This is a genomic window from Streptomyces sp. RLB3-17, from assembly GCF_007113425.2.
GTDB classification, from domain to species: domain Bacteria; phylum Actinomycetota; class Actinomycetes; order Streptomycetales; family Streptomycetaceae; genus Streptomyces; species Streptomyces mirabilis_D.
The window spans coordinates 851,978-867,529 of the sequence record NZ_CP041610.2 but is presented as its reverse complement, the minus strand read 5'-3'; the positions used below and the strand labels follow the sequence as shown (position 1 = coordinate 867,529).

General features: G+C 69.6%; 11 protein-coding genes. 4 read left to right on the top strand and 7 right to left on the bottom strand.

Annotated features, from left to right (window positions below; all coding sequences use genetic code 11):
* The first annotated feature begins 18 nt into the window (after positions 1 to 18).
* On the top strand, positions 19 to 1,533 hold the full coding sequence (glpK, locus tag FNV62_RS04170; protein ID WP_143599960.1) for a glycerol kinase GlpK: 1,515 nt from the start codon (positions 19 to 21) through the stop codon (positions 1,531 to 1,533).
* A gap of 145 nt (positions 1,534 to 1,678) precedes the next feature.
* Here the strand turns inward: glpK and FNV62_RS04165 are convergent, their stop codons facing one another.
* The 4 genes from FNV62_RS04165 to FNV62_RS04150 form a co-directional block, all read right to left on the bottom strand.
* Positions 1,679 to 3,817 (bottom strand): DUF1996 domain-containing protein, encoded by a 2,139-nt coding sequence (locus FNV62_RS04165; RefSeq protein WP_143605151.1) that lies wholly within the window; start codon positions 3,815 to 3,817, stop codon positions 1,679 to 1,681.
* Between the two features lie 177 nt (positions 3,818 to 3,994).
* A complete protein-coding gene (locus tag FNV62_RS04160) occupies positions 3,995 to 5,278 on the bottom strand; it encodes a sugar ABC transporter permease (RefSeq protein ID WP_143599959.1) in 1,284 nt (427 codons plus the stop codon).
* Positions 5,279 to 5,283: 5 nt separating this feature from the next.
* On the bottom strand, positions 5,284 to 6,066 hold the full coding sequence (locus FNV62_RS04155; RefSeq protein WP_054229374.1) for an ATP-binding cassette domain-containing protein: 783 nt from the start codon (positions 6,064 to 6,066) through the stop codon (positions 5,284 to 5,286).
* Between the two features lie 38 nt (positions 6,067 to 6,104).
* On the bottom strand, positions 6,105 to 7,193 hold the full coding sequence (locus FNV62_RS04150) for a substrate-binding domain-containing protein (RefSeq protein ID WP_143599958.1): 1,089 nt from the start codon (positions 7,191 to 7,193) through the stop codon (positions 6,105 to 6,107).
* Positions 7,194 to 7,374: 181 nt separating this feature from the next.
* On the opposite strand from FNV62_RS04150, the gene FNV62_RS04145 reads away from it, so the two are divergent.
* Together FNV62_RS04145 and FNV62_RS04140 are read left to right on the top strand one after the other, a co-directional pair.
* On the top strand, positions 7,375 to 9,909 hold the full coding sequence (locus FNV62_RS04145; protein WP_143599957.1) for a SpoIIE family protein phosphatase: 2,535 nt from the start codon (positions 7,375 to 7,377) through the stop codon (positions 9,907 to 9,909).
* On the top strand, positions 9,906 to 10,991 hold the full coding sequence (locus tag FNV62_RS04140; RefSeq protein ID WP_143599956.1) for a sugar ABC transporter substrate-binding protein: 1,086 nt from the start codon (positions 9,906 to 9,908) through the stop codon (positions 10,989 to 10,991). The genes FNV62_RS04145 and FNV62_RS04140 overlap by 4 nt, the downstream gene beginning before the upstream one ends.
* A gap of 40 nt (positions 10,992 to 11,031) precedes the next feature.
* On the opposite strand, the gene FNV62_RS04135 is transcribed toward FNV62_RS04140, so the two are convergent.
* Positions 11,032 to 11,826, bottom strand: a complete 795-nt coding sequence (locus tag FNV62_RS04135) for a polysaccharide deacetylase family protein (RefSeq protein ID WP_143599955.1) — start codon at positions 11,824 to 11,826, stop codon at positions 11,032 to 11,034.
* 570 nt (positions 11,827 to 12,396) lie between these two features.
* Here FNV62_RS04135 and FNV62_RS04130 point away from each other — a divergent pair.
* On the top strand, positions 12,397 to 13,122 hold the full coding sequence (locus tag FNV62_RS04130) for a GNAT family N-acetyltransferase (RefSeq protein WP_143599954.1): 726 nt from the start codon (positions 12,397 to 12,399) through the stop codon (positions 13,120 to 13,122).
* 80 nt (positions 13,123 to 13,202) lie between these two features.
* Here the strand turns inward: FNV62_RS04130 and FNV62_RS04125 are convergent, their stop codons facing one another.
* The gene (locus FNV62_RS04125) at positions 13,203 to 14,873 is read right to left on the bottom strand and encodes an MFS transporter (protein ID WP_143605150.1); all 1,671 of its coding nucleotides are present in this window, start codon (positions 14,871 to 14,873) and stop codon (positions 13,203 to 13,205) included.
* A gap of 104 nt (positions 14,874 to 14,977) precedes the next feature.
* Positions 14,978 to 15,439 (bottom strand): MarR family winged helix-turn-helix transcriptional regulator, encoded by a 462-nt coding sequence (locus tag FNV62_RS04120; protein WP_225900137.1) that lies wholly within the window; start codon positions 15,437 to 15,439, stop codon positions 14,978 to 14,980.
* Positions 15,440 to 15,552: the final 113 nt, after the last annotated feature.

The following is a 15,552-nucleotide window of genomic DNA, read 5'->3' as shown; positions in this document are numbered from 1 at the left end:
CGGAAGGCAGACCGGATCATGGTTGAACGGTATGTGATGTCCATCGATCAGGGCACCAACTCCACCCGATGCATTCTGTTCGACCACCACGGGCGGCTGGTGTCGGTCGTCCAGCGGGAGCATCAGCAGCACTTCCCCAAGCCCGGCTGGGTCGAGCACGACGCCGTCGAGATCTGGCGCAATCTGCGGCGCATCATGCCCGAGGCACTCTCCGACGCCAGTGTCGGCGCGGGAGAGGTCGCCGCCATCGGTATCGCCAATCAGCGCGAGACGACGGTGCTGTGGGACCGGCGGACGGGTGCGCCGCTGGGCAGGGCGATCGTCTGGCAGGACACGCGTACGGCACCGCTCGTCGAGGACCTGAGAAAACGGCCCGGGGACGAATTCTTTCTCGAGCGTTGCGGTCTGCCCCCCTCGACCTACTTCTCGGCACCGCGGATCCGCTGGCTGTTCGACCACGTGAACGGACTGGACCAGCGCGCCAAGGACGGCGAGGTGCTGTTCGGCACGATGGAGACCTGGCTGATCTGGAACCTCACCGGGGGCGCGGACGGTGGCCTGCACATCACCGACGTCACCAACGCCAGTCGCACCATGCTGATGAACATCCGGGCCCTCACCTGGGACGAGGAGCTGCTGGAGTTCTTCGGGGTTCCCCGCCCCATGCTGCCCGAGATCCGGTCCTCGGCCGAGGGCTACGGGGATGCCCGCTCGGTCCTCCCGGGTGTCCGCATCACGGCAGCCCTTGGTGATCAGCAGGCCGCCCTGTTCGGCCAGACCTGCTTCACACCGGGTGAGGCGAAGTGCACGTACGGAACGGGCAGCTTTCTGCTGCTCAACACCGGTACCGATCTCGTGCGGTCCCGGCACGGACTCCTCACGACCGTCGCATACAAGATCGGGGACCAGCCCCCGGCCTATGCCCTGGAAGGATCGATAGCCGTCACCGGCTCGCTGGTCCAGTGGTTCCGTGACCGTCTGGGACTGATCAACAGCGCGCCGGAGATCGAGACGCTCGCGCGGACGGTCGATGACAACGGCGGTTGCTACATCGTCCCCGCGTTCTCGGGTCTCTTCGCACCTCACTGGCGCAGCGACGCACGCGGTGTCATCGTCGGTCTCACCTCCTACATCACCAAGGGACACCTGGCCAGAGCCGTCCTGGAGGCCACCGGCTGGCAGACGCGCGAGGTCGTCGACGCCATGAACGCCGACTTCCGGGTCGCGCTGAAGGAGCTCAAGGTGGACGGCGGCATGACGGCGGACAACCTGCTCATGCAGTTCGTCGCCGATGTGCTCGATGTGCCCGTGGTGCGGCCCATGGTCGCCGAGACGGTCTCCCTCGGCGCCGCCTACGCCGCGGGGCTTGCCTCCGGCTACTGGCCGGACCTGGAAGTGCTGCGCCGCAACTGGCACCGGGCCGCCCAGTGGCTGCCGGACATGGACCCCGAGCGGCGGGACCTGGAATACGACAACTGGCAGCGCGCCGTCGAGCGGTCGCTGGGGTGGATCAAACCGCCGAGGGTCAGGTGATTCCCGGTCGACGTCGACCGCGCGCCGGAGTGCCCGGCAGTGGGCGGCCGGGAACGGCGAACACCGCGCCGCCCGTACCCGCGGAGTGCGGGTACGGGCGGCGCGGTGTGTGCGGCTCGGGGGTGTCGTTACCCCGGGGGTGTTGTTACACGGAGCCGCGCCGGATGCGGCGCAGGAGCACCAGGCCCGCGATCACGAGAACCCCTCCGGCCGCGGCCGGCCAGAGGTTCGTGCCGGTGTCGGCGAGATCGCCGGTGACCGCCTGCGGTTCGGTCTGCGACTGCGACTGCGAACCTGCCGGTGACGTGTCCTGCGCTGTCGCCTGCGTGGACGGGGTGTCCGCGCCCGCTGCCGGCGTCTGCGGGCGGTGGGTCGCTTCGCTGCCATGGTGCTCGTGCGCGCCGCCCTGCGGTGCGGCGGCCGTGTCGCTCGCCGCGGCCGAGGGCGATGTGTCCGCCTTGGGCACGACGACAGTGTGGCCGGTACCGGTGCCTGTGGTCTGGCCGCCGCGCGTCGGTTCGGTGGTGCCGGGCGTACCGGCCGGAGGCTGCGTGGTCTGCGTGTCCGTGGGGGTTGCGGAGGCTGTCGCGTCGTTGCCGCCGGACGAGGCGTCAGGACTCGGGGACGGCTCGCCCGTGCCGGCTCCGCCGTTGCCACCGGTACCGCCGTTGCCACCGGTACCGCCGTTGCCTCCGGCTCCGCCGTTGCCGCCGGCACCGCCATTGCCGCCGGCACCGCCATTGTCACCGGCACCGCCATTGTCACCGGTACCGCCGCCGGCCCCTCCACCAGCACCGTCGCCGCACTGTCGCCCGGCGTTGATGCAGTCCACCATCTCCCGCATGAGGGATGCGTCGAAGACGTTGATGAAGTCGTCGTGGTCGGTGATCGCCTTGTGCACCTGCTCCGGGAACCCGTCCACGGCGTACGGGTTCTTCACCTGGCCGTTCTCGAGGGTCGGCGCCGGAACGTCGTAGACCAGGCGCATCGTCAGCTGCGGGATCGCCTTGAAGCCGCCCGCGCAGTTGCCGTTGGCGTCGGCGAAGGCGACGTGCGTGCGGTGGTTGGCGCTGTCGATGTTCTGACCGTCCCAGCAGCTCTGGAAGGCGAACGACCGCACCACGCTGCTGCCCTGGGGACAGATCGGGTACTTGTCCGTCAGCTGCACCTTGTCCTCGAAGCCGGTGCAGCTCCAGTGGGCGTTGGCGTTCGCGGGGCCGTTGGTGAACGCCTTCGCGTCGCCCGTGATGATGCGCAGGAACGTCGGCATCTCGACGACCTTGCTCTGCGGGTTGCCGATGAACTCGATCTGCGCCTGCTTCGCCTGCAGGACCTTTCCGACGTTGCCCTCCAGGCCGCCGCCGTTCTTGTCGGCGTCGAACTCCTGCGTACCGTCCTGCACTCGGAGCACCGGCCAGTAGTACGTGGACTTGTCGCCCTGGTTCTGGCACGTGGTCGCGGCTTTGGCGAGATCGTCGTTCGTGGCGAACGCGTCGTTCGACTGGTTGCCGACGTAGTCGTGCAGGTGATGGGCGCCGTTGGTGACACCGGGGGCGACGATCACGTTGTCGGTGTTGAACTTCTTGTTGGCGTTCACACCGCACGAGCTGGTGAACGTGCCGGTCGAGGCGTTGCCGCCGCTGCCCGGCTTCTGCGGCACGTTCGGCTGGAGTGTCGTGATGTCCACGAAGTCCGCTGCGACGGGGCCGCTGACGGCGCTCGCGCCGCCGCCCTGCTGGCCGCCGCCCTGTTGCCCGCCCTGCTGGCCGCCGTTGTTGTTCTGCTGCTGGCCGTTGCCGTTCTGGCCACCGGCGTTGTTCTGGGTCGGGTCCGCGGGGACCGCGGTGCAGGTGGCCAGAGCGTCGAGCGAGTTCGGGGCTTCGGCGCCCGCGTTCTTGAAGCCGGTCTTGATGCGGTCGATGACCGCGCCCCGCTTCTCCTTCAGCGGACCGAGGATCGCGTTCTGGACGAAGTCCGCGTCCTGTGCCTTGGCCTGCTGCTCCGAGGCCATTCGTGCGTACGCCTCGGAGACCTGCTGGTCGAGAAGGGCGAGTTCCTTGTCGACGTCCGCCCGCGCCTGCTGTGGCACCTCGGCGAGTTTGCTGCCCACGTCCGGACAGTCGATCGTGCCGGCTCCCGACCAGGTCTGGTTGCTCGGGTTCGCCTGACCGGGCGCACCGGCCGAGCCGCTCTCGGTCGCTGAAGCGTAGACATTGACCGCTACGAGCCCTCCTCCGCCCAGTATCAGTGCGGCTGCGGCAAAAGTTGCACGCTGTGCCCCCATGGGGCGTCTGCGCGTGTTGCGTCTCACGTGTGTACTCCTACGTCCCGTGGCAGGCCAGGCATGGAAATCCCCCGTCCCATACGCAGGCGAGCCCGGTAGCGTTCAAACGCCGCACGAATTCACAGCAGCCTCGTAGCTCGCGGCCAAACCTGCCGCGGTGATCTCGGGCCGCACTCGTCAAGCCCGCCCGTGTGCCTTCTGTGAGCGGCGTGACAGCGAGTCGATGACCACCGCGGCGAAGAGCACCCCGCCCGTGATGACGAACTGGACGGCAGCGGGGGTGTCCGTGAGCGCCATGCCCGAGGCGATCGACTGGATGATCAGCATGCCGAGCGCGGCAGACCAGGTCGTGCCGCGTCCTCCGAACAGGCTGGTGCCCCCGATGACGGCTGCCGCGATGGCATTGAGCAGCAGGACGCCCGAGCCCGAACTCTGGCTCACCGAGGTGATGCGCGAGGCCAGGAACAGACCGCCGATCGCGGCCATGGTGCCCGAGATCGCGAGCACCGCGGTCTGCACCCCCGTGACACTGAGACTGGCGCGGCGGGCTGCCTCGAGGCTCCCGCCGAGTGCGTAGATCTGCCGCCCGTAGTGCGTGCGGCGCAGCACGATGTCCAGGCCGGCCACCACGACGAGGAAGATCAGGAGGGCGAGCGGCAGGCCCTGGAAACGGTTGAGCAGATACGCGCCGGTGAACGCGATCGCCGCGAGTACTCCGGTGCGCCCCACGATTCCCCGCAGCGAGCGGTACGGCATGCCGACGGTCTTGCGGCGCCGCCTGTCCTGGTAGCACACGAGGAAGACCAGGGCCGCGGCGATCGCCGCGAGGCCGTAGGCGACGGCGTCGTTGGTGAAGTAGTAGCTGGTCAGCTTGGCGACCAGCCCGTTCTCGTCGAGGTTGACGGTGCCGCTGGCCCCGAGGATGTACAGCATGAAGCCGTTCCAGGTGAGCAGTCCCGCGAGTGTGACGACGAACGCCGGCACCCGGGTTTTCGCGAAGGAGAAGCCCTGGATGGTTCCCGCCGCGGTACCCGTGAGCACCCCGATGATGGCGGCAAGCCATTCGGGCACGCCGTTGTTCACGTTGAGGACGGCGAAGACGGCCGCCGCGAGACCGCTGATCGAGCCGACCGACAGGTCGAGTTCACCGATCAGCAGGACGAAGACGATGCCGACCGCGATGAGACCGGTGCCCGCGACGTCCACGCTGAGATTGGACAGGTTCCGGGGCGAGAGGAAGCTCTGGTTCAGGGACTGGAAGGTGGTCCAGACCGCGGCGAGGACGAGGACGACGGGCAGTGAGCCCAGTTCGCCGGCGCTGAGCTTGCGCCGGGTGACGGCGGCCCAGCGATCGACGACACCAACGACGGCGCGGACGTAGGCCTGCCCGTGACGGGGCTGCGGGGCCTCGGCGTCGGGTTCGGTGGGTTCGGCCCGAGCGTTGTCCGCCGTCCTGCGCATCCCTTTCACCACCTCGACTCGTGGGAGGCCATCCGGTGGGGCTCGTTCTCCGTGGCGCCGGTGACGGAGGAGATGATCTGTTCCTGAGATGCGGTGTTCACGTCGAAGAAGCCGTTGTTGCGACCGAGCCGCAGCACGGCGGCCCGGTCCGCGAGAGCTTTGACGTCGCCCATGTTGTGACTGATGAGCAGTACTCCCAGGCCGCGGTCGCGCAGCTGGTCGACGAGGTCCAGGACCTCGCGTGTCTGCTCGAATCCCAGAGCCGCGGTCGGTTCGTCCAGGAGGAGAACCCGCGGGTTGCCGAGGAGCGAGCGGGCGATCGCGATCGTCTGCCGCTGGCCGCTGGAGAGTGAGACGGTGGGGACCCGCAGATCGGGGACACCTTTGGTCAGGCGTTCCAGCAGGTGCCTGGTGCGGCGCTCCATCTCCACCTCGTCGAGGAACCCGAACCTGCGGATCTCGCGCCCGAGGAAGAGGTTGCCGACGACATCGAGGTTCCCGCACAGCGCGAGGTCCTGGTAGACGGTGGCGATACCGAGGTCCCGGGCGTCGTGGGGGCGTTTGATGGGGACGGCCCGCCCTTCCCACTCGATGGTGCCCTTGTCCGCGGGGGCGACGCCGGAGATGACATTGACGAGGGTGGACTTGCCGGCACCGTTGTCCCCCAGGAGAGCGACGACCTGTCCGGCGTAAATCTCCAGTTCGATGTCGGTGAGGACCTCGACGACGCCATAGCGCTTGCACACGCCGCGCAGCGCCAGCAAGGGGGGAGTCGGCACGGTCACCATCTCCTTCCCGGGGCCCGGGCCTGCTCGGTACCTGCCCGTCAGGTGAGCCCCGCCTTGCCGCAGGCGGCCGCGAGTTGGGGGGTGCAGATCTGCCGGATCGTGTAGACGCCGTCCTTCACCAGGGTGTTCTTGATGTTGCCGGCGGTCACGGACACGGGGGTGAGCATGGTGGCGGGAACCGTCCTCCCGTCGCGGGTCCTCACCTTGCCCGTGGCGACCCGGTCGAGGTTTTCATGGCGGGCCGCGGCCACGGCCATGGCCGCGGCGGCGGAAGCCTCGGGTGCGAAGGGTTTGTAGACGGTCATGTACTGATCGCCTGCGACGATGCGCCGCAGGGCTCCCAGTTCGGCGTCCTGCCCGGTGACGGGAGGCAGTGGGGCGACCTTGTTCGCCTTGAGGGCGGAGATGCTGCCGGCGGCGAGGCCGTCGTTGGCTGCGTAGACCCCGTGGATGGTGGAGACACCGAGAGCGGAGATGGCGCCGGACATGTCGAGGTTCGCGCCCTCCGGCCGCCACTGGAGGATGTCGTACGCCTTGCCGATCTTCACCTTCCCGTTGAGCACGGACAGCGCGCCCTTCTTGAACGCCACCGCGTTGGGGTCGCTGGGATCGCCGTTCATCATGACGACCGCGCCGGTGCGGGCCTTGGCGCCCATCGCCTTCAGCAGTGCCCTGCCCTGGAGCCTGCCGACCTCTTCGCCGTCGAAGGAGGCATAACCGGAGATCGGGCCCTCGGAGAGACGGTCGTAGGCGATGACCGGGATGCCTGCCGCATGGGCCTTCTTGACCGCGACGCCGAGCGATCTGGCGTCGACGGCCACGAGCACGATGGCGTCGACCCCCCTGGTGATCATCGAGTCCATCTGCTCCTGCTGGGTGGCCACATCGCCCTTGGCGTTGACGTGCTCGACCGTGCAGTCGTGGCACAGCTCCTTGATCTTCTTCGTGAGCAGTGGCGCGTCCTGTGTCTCCCAACGGGTCGTGGCGGCGTCGGGCAGCAGCACACCGATCGTCAGGTTGTTGCCACCGCCGGAGCCGCTCCCGGCGTCATGCCCGCAGGCCGTGAGAGCGACGGCCGTCGAGATCGCGGTCACGACGACAGCCGCGCCCCGGATGCAGGCCTTCATGCGAGAGACCTCCCTGTCTTTCACCTCGCGCGGCGAGGGCCCGGTGGCAGGACGACCACGTCGTAAGTGTGACACCGGCAGATGGATATGTCCTATTGATACCCATATACGATTCTGGTGTGCGGGTGCCTGATTTCCATCCGTCGGCACCTGACGCATCGACGGGAGGTAGGTCGCCGACATGCCTCATGACGGCCGTGCCCGGACCGGGGTCTCGGAGCCACGGGCACGCGAGGCCGACGCCGCCGACACCGGTTCACCGCCTCCGGTGCCGGAGGCGGTCACGAGCGAGCGGGCCCTGACGTTCGTGGGGGCGGCGCTGACAGCGGTCTATCTGCCCGGTGCCGGGAATCAGGAGCTCCGGCTGGTGGAAACGGCCGGAAGCGCCCGTTGCGAGTACGGGCTGCCGGAGCGTTTGCCGCTGTCCGGCGACTCACCCGCGGCGCACACCTTTCGCACCGGCCGGCCACTGTGGCTGACGGCCGAGGCGCTCGCCTCCTACTCCACGGGCGGGCCCACGCCCCCGCGGCCGGAGACGTCGCTCGCCGCACTGCCGCTCGGGACGGGGCGCGGTCGCCTGGGCTGCCTCGTCGTCGTGGGGGATTCGACGGACGGCTTCGAGGCCGAACAACGCCGCTTCCTGGAGCAGTACGCCGACGCGGTCCTCGCCGTGCTCCGGACCGGAACCAGCAGGCCCGCTCCGTCGCCGCTACTGAGTCCGGCCCTGCGGAGTCTGTGCGTCGGCTCCTTCGTCATCACGCCGGACACCGGCCTGATCGAGGCGGACGAGACGCTGCTCGAGCTGGCCGGTATCACGCCCGACGACTTCGACGGCAAGGCGGACACCCTGCTCGCGCACGCCCTCCCGGAGGACATGCACGCGCTGATGTCGGTCCTGGAGCCCTCCACCCAGACGGTCGGCCGGCGGGAGCTGGAATTCCGTGTCCGCCGTCCGACCGGCGAGATGCGCTGGCTGAGCCTGAGCTGCCAGGTGGCGGCCGGCTGTGACGGCCGGCCGGAACAGGTACTGGGTGTGGTGACGGCGACCTCGGTCCTGCGGCAGAGCGCCGACGACGTGTCCAGGATCCAGTGGCTGACTGCCGCACTCGACGATGCCGTAACGGTCCGTGACGTCAGCCGGGTGGTGGTCACCGCGCTGGGCGAGCCGCTGGGCGCCGACCGGGTGGCGCTCGCCGAGCTGCAGGACGACCGGCTCGCCGTCACCGTGCTCGATCCGCCCGAGCCCGCCGCCTGGCCGCAGTGGTGGCGTTCCGAGTGGCGTTCGGAGTGGCCCGACGCGCCGGTCAGCGCCCTGCCCACCCTTCAGATGGCCCTGCGGGACGGACGTATGGATCTGTGGTCCGCCGGCGCGGCCCTCGAACCCGGGCTCGCGGGCATCGGCGCCGGAGGTCTGGCCGTCCTGCCGCTCCCCGCCAAGGGCTGGGTCGCCGGCGTGTGCCTGGTCGGCTGGGACCAGCCGCACGAGTTCGTCCCCGAGGAGCGGTTCCTGCTGACCGCCACCGCGGCACTGGTGGGACAGGCCCTCAAACGTGCGCGCGCACACGACGCCGAACAGGAACTCGCGACGATGCTGCAGCGCAGTCTCCTGCCCCGGCGCCTGCCCGAGCTGCCCGGCGGGACGGCCGTCGCCCGCTATCTGCCCGCGAAGCGGGGGTTGCAGGTGGGCGGTGACTGGTACGACGTCATAGCCCTCTCCGACGACCGGGTGGCGCTCGTTATCGGTGACGTCCAGGGACACAGCGCCGGAGCCGCGACGATCATGGGTCAGATGCGTACCGCGATCAGGGCGTACGCCGTGGAGGGCCATCCGCCCGACGTGGTCGTCTCGCACGCCAACCGGCTCCTCGTCGGTATGGAGACTGATCTGTTCGCCACCTGCTGCTATGCCGAGTTGGACATGGAGGAGGGCAACGCCCTGTTCGTACGGGCCGGGCACCTCGCACCGCTCCTGCGCCACCCCGACGGCAGGACCGAGGAGGTACAGGTCGAGGGCGGACTCCCGCTGGGCATTCTCGCGGACGCGGAGTTCCCCATGACCACCTGCGCCCTGGCCCCCGGCACGGTGATCGTCATGGTCACCGACGGCCTGGTCGAGGCCGTCGACCTGCCGCTGGACGAGGGCATGGACCGGACCCGCACCGCGCTCGCCGGGGCCGATCCGGCGGATCCGGGGGAAATGGCCGACGAACTGCTCGGCGAACTCGACCCTCGGGAGGACGACGTGGCGCTGTTGCTGCTGCGCTACGACGGCATGAAGACCCGACCGATACGGGCCGGCTGGGCGGTGTGGCGGCTGCCCGACGCCGTCATGCACGCACGCCGCTTCACCGCACGCGCGCTGCGTCGGTGGAAGGTCGAAGAAGTGACCGACGCGGCGTTGCTGGTGGTGTCGGAACTGGTCACCAACGGCCTCGTGCACACTCAGGGCCCGGTCCGCGTCGACCTGATGCTCCGCGGAGACCGGGTGCGGGTCAGCGTGAGCGACTGCTCGCCGCGTTCCCCGGCCAAGCCGGTGATCGTGGACTGGGACGCGACCGGCGGCCGAGGTCTGCTGCTCGTCGAAGCGATGTCGGAGTCCTTCGGCTCCGTGCCGGTGGCCGGCGGCAAGCAGGTGTGGAGCGAGCTCGTCGTGCCGCACTGCGATCAGGCCCACGTGGACTCGGGGCCCCGGACGCAGCGAAGGGGGCTGCCATGAGGACCTGTACATGGCACGTCGTCGCGGTGCTCGTCGCGGGATTCATGACGACGTCCCTGGCCGCCTGCGAAGAACTGGAAGAGGAGAGGGGCAAGGACGGCTTCACCGTCGGCCTGCTGCTCCCGAGCCGAACCGTCCCCCGCTGGGAGCGGTCCGACAAGCCGCTGATCGAGAAGCGGCTGAAGCAACTGTGCCCGCACTGCACCTTGGAGTACGCCAACGCCCAGAACGACGCGATGAGGCAGCGGCAACAGATGGCCTCCATGATCACCAAAGGGGTCAGGGTCCTGATCCTGGACGCCACCGACACCAGGGCGCTGCGCTCCTCGATCCAGGAGGCGCACGAGTCGGGTGTCCCGGTCGTCGCCTACGACCGGCTCGCCGAAGGCCCGATCTCGGGCTACGTCAGTTTCGACGGCGCGCAGGTCGGCCGGCTCCAGGGCGAGGCGCTCCTGAAGGCGATGGGCGCCAAGGCGAACGGCGGAAACGTCGTCATGATGAACGGTGATCCCAGCAGCCCCAACGCGGATTGGTTCCGTCGCGGCGCACTGTCCGTCGTCTCCGGCAAGGTGAAGATCGGAAGGGCGTACGACACCCAGGGCTGGAGCATGGACAGTGCTCACGCCAACATGTCCGCCGCGATGGCGGCCCTGGGCCCGGACCGGATCGACGGCGTCCTGGCGGCCAACGACACCATCGCCGCGGGCGTCATCGCCGCTCTCAAGAGCGCCCGGGTCAAGGACCTTCCTCCCGTCACCGGCCAGGACGCCGACATCGACGCCGTGCGGCGCATCGTCAAGGGCGAGCAGTACATGACGGTCTACAAACCCTTCAAGGCGGAGGCCGACGCGGCCGCCGCCATGGCCGTCGCCCTGGGACGCGGAGAGAGCCTGCGCAAGATCGCCACGACGACGACCGACAGCCCCACCACCAGGCACATCCCCTCCGTCCTGCTCACGCCGAGGGCGGTGACGGTGGACAAGATCAAGCCGACGCTCCTCAAGGACGGCATGTACAGGATCGACGAGATCTGCACCGCCGAGCTCCGGCCCGCCTGCGAAAAGGACGGACTCACCCGCTGAAGGGTCGGACGCACCCGCTGAGAGGACGAGTGGCGGGTACTCAGCGCACGGGAAAGCCGAAGGAGTAGCCCTGCTGCTTCAGCCAGGGCAGGACCTCACGCAGGGCGGCCACGGTCTGGGAGCGGTCCCCGCCGGCGTCGTGGAAGAGGATGGTCGGGCCGTTGGAGATCTCGCTCTTGACGGTGGCGACGATGGCGCCCGTGCCGGGGTGTTCGAAGTCCTTGGAGTCGACGTTCCAGCCGAGCGGTCGCATGCCGTGGGAGGCGGCGAGGTGGCGGCTGTAGGGGGTGAAGGCGCCGCCCGGGGCGCGGTAGTACTCCGGCCGGACGCCTCCGGAGGCCTGAGTGATCATGCGTTCGGCGTCCAGGATCTGCTGGGACTGGTAGGCCTGGGACTTGGTGTCCATGGTGGTGTCGTGCGAGACGGTGTGGTCGCACAGCCGGTGCCCGGCGGCCACCACCGCCTTGACCAGGTCAGGGTGGGCCTGGGCCTGGGTGCCCACCATGCAGAAGGTGGCCTTCACACCGTTGTCCCGCAGCACCTGGAGGACCTGCGGCGTCCACGTCGGGTCCGGTCCGTCGTCGATGGTGATGTTGACACCGCGGGCCCCGCGGTCCGAGGAATGGGCGATATCCACCGACACCGGCGTCCCGCCCGGAGCCTTGGACCCGGCGTTCGGCGCGCCGGAGTGCGCCGAGCCGGCGGCCGGCGCGTGCTGCCCCTCGACGGGATTGGCCTGCGCGGTCCACATCGAGGTGGCGGCAGCCGCCGCCGTCACCCCGAGCGCCGCCGCGAGAACCCGACCGTGCCAACCCCGTCCCCCATGCCGCGACATGTCCGCCCCACTCCTCGTCGTGCTTGTGGATCTCGTGCACCCGTGAGGACGGAGATGGGCCGCCGGGGGATGCGTCCGTTACCGATCACGGACAATTCCGCGGGGATTCGGAGACAGAGCGGCGACACCACGCAGGGAAAGTCCTCCGAACGAGCGGCGGTGAGCCCGGTGTTGGTGACCCCGACCCCCTTCTCCGGTACGGGGCCCGGGCTATGCGTTCTGGTGGACGCCGTCGTTCTTCGTGTCGAACGGGCCTGTGGCCTGGGGAGGTTCGGGCGCCGGCAGGTCGGGTTCCTTGAGCACGAGGAGGGACGGGTCGCTGGTGCTCCGCCGTCGGTGGCGGTGGCGTACGGGAGGTCCTCGATGCTTCAGGCGTGCGGAAGGTCGAGCGGCCGCCAGGACCGTCGTCGAAGGACGGCGCCGCGGCGTCGCTCGTGTCGCCGCGGAAGAAGAGCCACCCTTAGTCGAACGACCGCTCCCTGGCCCACCCGACCCGGGCCGGACCCTCATGGTCGACCGACTTCGGCCGGACGAGCGTGGGAACTGGGGCCTGCTGACAGGATGAGGGCCATGTCGAGAGAACCGCTGCTGGTCAGAGCCCGTGGGCTGTGGGAGGGCCTGGCCCGGGTGCCGGTGTCGTTCGCGCCGACGGGCGGTGTGAGCGTGGTGGTCTCCCCGGAGTCCGGGATGTGCCCGGTCGGCTGGGTCGGTGTGGTCGCCCTGGGCGGATCGGCGATCGTGACCGTGCCGAGCGCGCGTGCCGCCGTGATCGTTCGCGACGCGGTGGCGGGCCTGTCGGTGGAAGACGTCGTGGAGGGCGTTGCGGTCCGGGAGGTGCTGCCCGTGGCCCGGGTGCTGGGGCCGGCAGCGCTGGCGTACGTGTCCCCGGAGGCTTTCCGTCCGGTGGAAGCCGGTGCGTCGACGGTGGAGCAACTGCCCGCCAGTCACCCGGAACTGCGGCTCCTGGAGCGGGCGGCCGGCCGTGAGGACGCCGGCGAGGCCGCACTCGACGAGATCACGTCGCCCGTGTTCGTGGTCCGAGAGCATGGTCAGGTGGTTGCCGCTGCCGGGTATCGGGCCTGGCCGAGTCGGACCGCACACATCGGCGTGCTGACGGCGCCAGGAGCGCGAGGACGCGGGCTGGCGCGGGTGACCGGCTCGGCGACGGTCGCGCATGCCCTCGCCGCCGGACTCCTGCCGCAATGGCGCGCGCGGCCTCCCGCCTCCCGGCGTGTTGCCGCCGTACTGGGTTTCGAGGAACTGGGCTCCCAACTCAGCGTTGATATCGCCGGTTGAGACCGCCCGGAAGCGGTCGACGGCCGTTCTCGCGCCGCCCGTACCGGCGTCGCACCGCCGGCCTGGGCGACGACCCGCGCCTACGAGGGTGCGTTGTTCCGGCGCTGTTCCGCCGGTGCCGGGTCGGCCACAGTGGGCGGTCGGCTCCGCGGCGGGTTGTCCAGAGCGGTACGCGGCCCGCCGCGTAGGGCAGAGGCGAGGGCGGAGACCAGCGCCATGCCCGCGGCGACGCCGAAGACGATGGCCAGGCCGTGGTGGAACGGACCGGAGACCAGCTGCGGGAAGAAGGTGTGACCGGTCAGGGTGGCGTGCTGGGCCGCGCTGAGGTGGGTGAGGGTTCCACCGGATCCGAGCAGGTGCTCGATGGGGTTGTTGCCGAGGAACGTGGCGAACAACGTGCTCACCGGCGGCAGCGACGCGGCATGCTCGGCGGTGCCGGCCGGTACGCCGTGCGCCTGGAGTCCGCTGCTGAGCGCCCCGGGCAGGGATGAGGCCAGTCCGGAGACCATCAGGGAGAAGAACACACCGATGGACAGAGCCGTGCCCGAGTTCTGGAACGTGGAGCGCATGCCCGAGGCGACGCCCCGGTACTCGGGCGGCACGCTGCCCATGATCGAGGACGTGTTCGGCGCGGAGAACATGCCCTGGCCCAGCCCGTTGAGCAGGAGCAGCGCCGCGAAGAGTCCGTAGTCGAAGTCGATGGGCAGCGCGAGCAGCCCGAGGAAGGAGACCGCGACCACGACCAGACCGGTCGTGGAGAACATCCGGGCGCCGAACCGGTCCGACAGGTAACCCGACACCGGACCCGCGATCAGGAAGCCGAGGGTCAGCGGCAGCATGAAGATGCCCGCCCACAGCGGGGTGTCCTCGAACGCGTAGCCGTGCAGGGGCAGCCAGATGCCCTGCAGCCAGATGATGAGCATGAACTGCAGCCCGCCGCGTGCGATCGCGGTCAGCAGCGCCGCCAGGTTGCCCGCGGCGAACGCCCGTATCTTGAACAGCGACAGGGTGAACATGGGGTCGGTGACGCGCGACTCGACGTAGCAGAAGAGCAGCAGCAGTACGACGCCGCCGATCAGGCCGCTGAGCACCCAGGGATTTCCCCAGCCGGTGGCGTCGGAGCCGTAGGGCTGGATGCCGTAGGTGATGCCGGCCAGCAGGATTCCGGCGCCCGCGGCGAAGGTGATGTTGCCCAGCCAGTCGATGCGGCCGGGGCGTCCCGCCGCGGTCTCGCGCAGGCTCAGGTACGACCAGACGGTGCCGGTGATGCTGATCGGCACGCTCACCCAGAACACCGCGCGCCAGTCGACGGCGGCGAGGAGGCCACCGGCGAGGAGGCCGAGGAACTGGCCGGCGAGCGCGGTGATCTGGTTGATGCCGAGGGCCATGCCGCGCTGCCGGGTGGGGAAGGCGTCGGTGAGGATCGCGGCCGAGTTGGCGGTGAGCATGGAGCCGCCGAAGGCCTGCACGATGCGCCAGAGAATCAGCCACATCGCGCCGGCGCCGGCCCGGAAGGGGTCGAGGGACAGCGCGACGGAGGCACAGGCGAAGATGAGGAAACCGAGGTTGTAGATCTTGACCCGGCCGTACATGTCGCCGAGTCGGCCGAGGACGACGACGAGTACGGCCGACACCAGGAGATAACCCAGGATCATCCAGAGCAGATAGCCGATGTTGCCGGGCGCGAGCGGGTCGAGCCCGATCCCGCGGAAGATCGCGGGCAGCGAGATGATCACGATGGAGGCGTCCATCGTGGCGATCAGTACACCGAGCGTGGTGTTGGACAGGGCGACCCACTTGTAGCCGGGGCCCGCGGGGGTGTCCTTCCGGCGCGTCCAGCGTGAGGTGCGCGCGGTCACAGCCGTTCCGCCAGTCGGTCGAGGAGGGGCAGGGCCGACGCGAGTGTCCCGCGCTCCTCCGGGGTGAACTCGTCGAGGACGGCCGAGAGCCGGTGTACGGACTCGGAGCGCCGCTCCGCCAGCATGGCCCGTCCCTCCTCGGTGATCGCCACGATGATCCGCCGCCCGTCCGCCGCGTCGGGGCCACGACCGACGAGCCCGCGCTGTTCGAGTACGGCGAGCGTGCTGGCCATCGCCTGTGGCCGTACGCGTTCCAGGTCGGCGAGGGATCCCGGGGAGCCGGGGCCGTCGGCGGCGAGCCGCGCGAGCACCGAAACGCCGGAGAGTGACACGTCCCCCACGGCGTGGGCCTGGCGCAGTCGCCTGGTCATGCGGCCCACGGCGAGGCGCAGGTCGGAGGCGAGCCGGACGGTGTCGTGCGGTCCGTGGGTGTGATCGGTACCTGCTTCTGTATCCACCTGCACAAGTACTAACAATAGGTTTATCAGTCTGAACTGGCCAATCAAATGTTAGTAATGACGAGCGGGTGATCTCCGGCGACGACACTCCGCTTCCCGTGGGTCCGCACTGT

Excerpts from the sequence above, each read along its gene's own strand:
- glpK (WP_143599960.1), top strand. The coding sequence starts at position 19 with ATGGTTGAACGGTATGTGATGTCCATCGATCAGGGCACCAACTCCACC.
- FNV62_RS04165 (WP_143605151.1), bottom strand. The coding sequence starts at position 3,817 with ATGGGGGCACAGCGTGCAACTTTTGCCGCAGCCGCACTGATACTGGGC.
- FNV62_RS04160 (WP_143599959.1), bottom strand. The coding sequence starts at position 5,278 with ATGCGCAGGACGGCGGACAACGCTCGGGCCGAACCCACCGAACCCGAC.
- FNV62_RS04155 (WP_054229374.1), bottom strand. The coding sequence starts at position 6,066 with ATGGTGACCGTGCCGACTCCCCCCTTGCTGGCGCTGCGCGGCGTGTGC.
- FNV62_RS04150 (WP_143599958.1), bottom strand. The coding sequence starts at position 7,193 with ATGAAGGCCTGCATCCGGGGCGCGGCTGTCGTCGTGACCGCGATCTCG.
- FNV62_RS04145 (WP_143599957.1), top strand. The coding sequence starts at position 7,375 with ATGCCTCATGACGGCCGTGCCCGGACCGGGGTCTCGGAGCCACGGGCA.
- FNV62_RS04140 (WP_143599956.1), top strand. The coding sequence starts at position 9,906 with ATGAGGACCTGTACATGGCACGTCGTCGCGGTGCTCGTCGCGGGATTC.
- FNV62_RS04135 (WP_143599955.1), bottom strand. The coding sequence starts at position 11,826 with ATGTCGCGGCATGGGGGACGGGGTTGGCACGGTCGGGTTCTCGCGGCG.
- FNV62_RS04130 (WP_143599954.1), top strand. The coding sequence starts at position 12,397 with ATGTCGAGAGAACCGCTGCTGGTCAGAGCCCGTGGGCTGTGGGAGGGC.
- FNV62_RS04125 (WP_143605150.1), bottom strand. The coding sequence starts at position 14,873 with ATGGACGCCTCCATCGTGATCATCTCGCTGCCCGCGATCTTCCGCGGG.